The sequence below is a fragment of the Alcanivorax sp. HI0083 genome, from assembly GCF_001635175.1.
Genome location: NZ_LWFX01001365.1, coordinates 1 through 2,620, shown reverse-complemented (window position 1 = coordinate 2,620; position 2,620 = coordinate 1). Strand labels below are relative to the sequence as shown.

The 2,620-nt window shown below is 57.1% G+C and carries 3 protein-coding genes and 1 pseudogene; all 4 read left to right on the top strand.

Annotated elements, in window-relative coordinates; genetic code table 11:
• Window positions 1-373, top strand: a pseudogene (gene cca / locus A3754_RS27985) (multifunctional CCA tRNA nucleotidyl transferase/2'3'-cyclic phosphodiesterase/2'nucleotidase/phosphatase); the annotation flags it as partial.
• On the top strand, window positions 352-1,089 hold the full coding sequence (locus A3754_RS20610; protein ID WP_063521181.1) for a pteridine reductase: 738 nt from the start codon (window positions 352-354) through the stop codon (window positions 1,087-1,089). The pseudogene cca and the gene A3754_RS20610, both read left to right, overlap by 22 nt.
• 34 nt (window positions 1,090-1,123) lie before the next feature.
• Window positions 1,124-1,561 (top strand): DUF4124 domain-containing protein, encoded by a 438-nt coding sequence (locus tag A3754_RS20605; protein WP_063521180.1) that lies wholly within the window; start codon window positions 1,124-1,126, stop codon window positions 1,559-1,561.
• On the top strand, window positions 1,549-2,475 hold the full coding sequence (locus A3754_RS20600) for a DUF4124 domain-containing protein (RefSeq protein ID WP_063521179.1): 927 nt from the start codon (window positions 1,549-1,551) through the stop codon (window positions 2,473-2,475). Before A3754_RS20605 ends, A3754_RS20600 begins: the two co-directional genes overlap by 13 nt.
• Window positions 2,476-2,620: the final 145 nt, after the last annotated feature.

Below are 2,620 nucleotides of genomic sequence, written 5' to 3'. Positions count from 1 at the left end.
CGCCGCCACTCTGGCGGCCTTGGTGGCGGAATACCATACCCACTGCCACCGGGCCCTGGAGCTGAAACCCGCCACGGTCTGGAAGCTGCTGAAAACGCTGGACGTAATACGCCGACCGGAACGGGTGGAGGATTTTCTTCTCTCCTGCGAAGCCGATGCTCGCGGTCGTACCGGCTTGCAAGATCGCCCCTACCCCCAGGTGGATTACCTACGTGGCGCGGCGCAGGCAGCCAGCAATATTGATGTTGCCGCACTGCGCCAGAGCGGTATCGAAGGACCGGCACTGGGCGAGGCCATTGAAAAAGCCCGCATTCATGCACTTTCCCACTATAAGAGCGAGTTTAAAAAAACATGGCAGACCCCGTCGCCCTGATTACCGGTAGCGCCCGGCGCATCGGCGCAGAAATCGTTCGCACCCTGCACGCCAATGGCATGCGGGTAATCATTCATTACCGCAACAGCGCACAAGAGGCTCACGCTCTGGCGGACAGCCTGAATAGCTCGCGCCCGGATAGCGCGGCGATTATTCAGGCTGATCTGGATAAGCCCGACCAGGTTAGGCAACTGGCCCATGATGCCCTGGCCTGCTTCGGTCGCATGGATCTGCTGGTCAACAATGCCTCCAGCTTCTACCCCACCCCCATTGATCAGGCCGACGACGCCGACTGGGACAAATTAATTCACAGCAACCTGCGCGCCCCCTTTATTCTCAGCCAGCAGCTGACGCCGGCCCTGCGCCAACAGCACGGCTGCATTATCAACATTGTCGATGTCTACGCAGAAAAACCGCTGCAAACCCACACCCTGTATTGCATGGCCAAGGCAGGACTTGCGATGATGACAAAAAGCCTGGCGCGGGAGCTAGGCCCGGAAATTCGCGTCAACGGCGTGTCACCGGGGCCAATCCTGTGGCCGGAGGCGGGGCAAATGAACCAGCAGGCCATTCAGGATGCCACCGCGCTCAAGCGCAGCGGCGAACCGGATGACATCGCCAACACGGTTTACTGGCTGGCCACAGCCGCGCCATTTATAACAGGTCAGATACTGGCCGTGGACGGGGGACGTTCACTGGCCTTGCAGGGAAGCTAAANCACACAACACGAGACGGATACTCGGGGGAATAATGAGATTAATCGGGGGAATAATTCTGTCGCTGACGGTCATGTCTGCCAGTGCAGAAATCTATCGCTGGAAAGACGCCAACGGCAACTGGCAATTCGGGGACAAGGCGCCCAAAGAGCAACATGACACTCTCGACGTGAAAGCTCCCCCCAAAATTGGTCAGGATGATGCACGCGATATTCATGCCCGCACCCAACGCCTGCTGGAAAGCCAGCGCACCCAGGCACGGGAAAAAGCCCAGGCTGAAGAAGCCGCACGAAGACAATACCGGGAACGTTTTGCCAAACCCTGCGCGGAAGCACAAGACCGACTGAGAATGCTCAAAGGTCCTTTCGAATATATTGAAGAAGACGGCTCACGGCGCGGCGCAACGGCAGACGAAGTTGCCGCGGATGAGAAAAAAACCCGCAAATGGATTGATGAACATTGCGATTTCTAGCGCTTGCACTCACCCTCAGCCTCCTGCTCGGCGGAGCCGCCCGGGCAGAAATTTTCCAATGGCGTGACGCCAACGGCAAATTGCATTTTGGCGACCGCCCGCCGGAAGATGCCCAAACCCAGACCGTCACCCCGGATATCAGCCCGCAACTCAAAGAACTCGAAATCAACGTCAAACGTCAGGACTTCACCCTGTCCGGAGACTTGCAGCAACAAACGCTGGATAACATTAACCATATTTACCAGCGCTACCGCCGGGACTTCGGCCTGGACCTGCACGGCACTGCGGAAGTAAACCTCTACCTGATTGAAAAACAGGACGACTTCCAACAATGGATGGTTGACCGCATAGGCTCCAGCAGCCGCCACTATGCCGGCGTCTTTATTCCTGCCACCAATGAAGTGGCGGTCTGGCAGTGGGCCGATAACGAACAGCAAGTTGCCCAGACAATTTTGCATGAATCCAGTCATGTGCTGCTTTACCAGTTATCCCCCCTGGCTCCGGTATGGCTACAGGAGGGCCTGGCACAGTATTTCCAGACCCTGGAAACGCAACCGGACGGCCGCCTGAAAATCAGCGCACTGGACGATGCCCAGCAGCGGGTACAAACCTGGATTGAACAGGAACGGCTGATCACCCTGCGCCAGTACCTTTCCATGGACGATGCGCAATGGCGAAAAATGGCCCACCAGCTCAACGCCATTCCCTACACCGTCGCCTGGGCCACCACTGCCTTTCTCATGTCCAAACCGGTGGGCCGCTCCACCCTTCGACAAATGCTTCAGGACCTGGAAAAAACCCACCAGCGTCCGACACTACAGCGTATCGAGCACCTCTATCCGGGTGGTATTTCACGGCTGGAATACGACTTCTTTCGTTGGGCGCAAAGCGACATGGCACCGCATTGGTATTAAGGAACCTCTGAAAAACTCCTTGCGTACTCAGTCTTTCAGGCTGGTTCGCAATCTAGGCGTGCTTTTGAAGGTGTATGTCCATCCATCGAAAAAGCGCAACAACGAGTGCGGGCCAGCCTGAATGACCCGAAGGGCGTGGCCTGAA